Source organism: Lacinutrix salivirga (assembly GCF_053604675.1).
In genome coordinates this window covers 1-722 of record NZ_JBSHNP010000076.1, presented here as the reverse complement: position 1 = coordinate 722, position 722 = coordinate 1, and the positions used below count along the sequence as shown (strand labels likewise).

The 722-nt window shown below is 27.0% G+C and carries 2 protein-coding genes; both read left to right on the top strand.

Annotated elements, in window-relative coordinates:
- Positions 1–418 (top strand): MmcB family DNA repair protein (locus tag ACVC5O_RS02820; RefSeq protein ID WP_452219945.1); only part of this gene is annotated, 418 nt, incomplete at its 5' end.
- On the top strand, positions 418–722 hold a 305-nt coding region (locus ACVC5O_RS02815; RefSeq protein ID WP_452219944.1), incomplete at its 3' end, for a hypothetical protein. The genes ACVC5O_RS02820 and ACVC5O_RS02815, both read left to right, overlap by 1 nt.

Sequence of the window (722 nt, the reverse complement as noted above, 5' to 3'; positions counted from 1 at the left end):
TTACACTCATAATAGTACTATTTGGATTGATCCTTTAGGTTTAAGTGGTATAGGTGCTTGGGGAGAAAAAGTAGCTTCAAAATATTTATCTAATAATGGTCATCAAATTTTAGGTTCTGTACAAAATGCTTCTGGGCATGGTTATGACTTAGTAACAAAATCTTCTAATGGAGATATTAATATTATAGAAGTAAAAACTAGTCAAAGCAAATGGAGAAGCAAAAGTAATATGCCTAAATGGACAGATAATAATATTAGAAAAATCACAGGCAATACTAATGGAAGATGGGGAAATATGCCAGATTATCAGAAAAACTTGATGGATTCTATTGAAAAAGCAAAAGCAAAAGGTAAACTAAATAATAAATTACTTCAAATCAACATAGATAAACGTTCAATAAGATTAAAGTGTAAATAATGATATTGAAATTAATAAATAAAGCTATTAATCATTATAATTATGAAAGTGAAATTAATGGTGAAACCTGCAAACAAGATTTTATAAGAAAATATAAAAATTTTACTGATAAGGACACACTTAAAAATTACACTCATATTATATTTAGCGTTCTAAATGGTAATCCAAATTGCACACATATTAGAGCAAAAAACTTATTATTTCAAGGAAATAAAGACTGTTGGAAATATTTTGAGCGAACAGCAGTCTTTTGGACTTATGGACATAATAAAGATAAATGGATAGATCATTTAAAAGGTGTTTA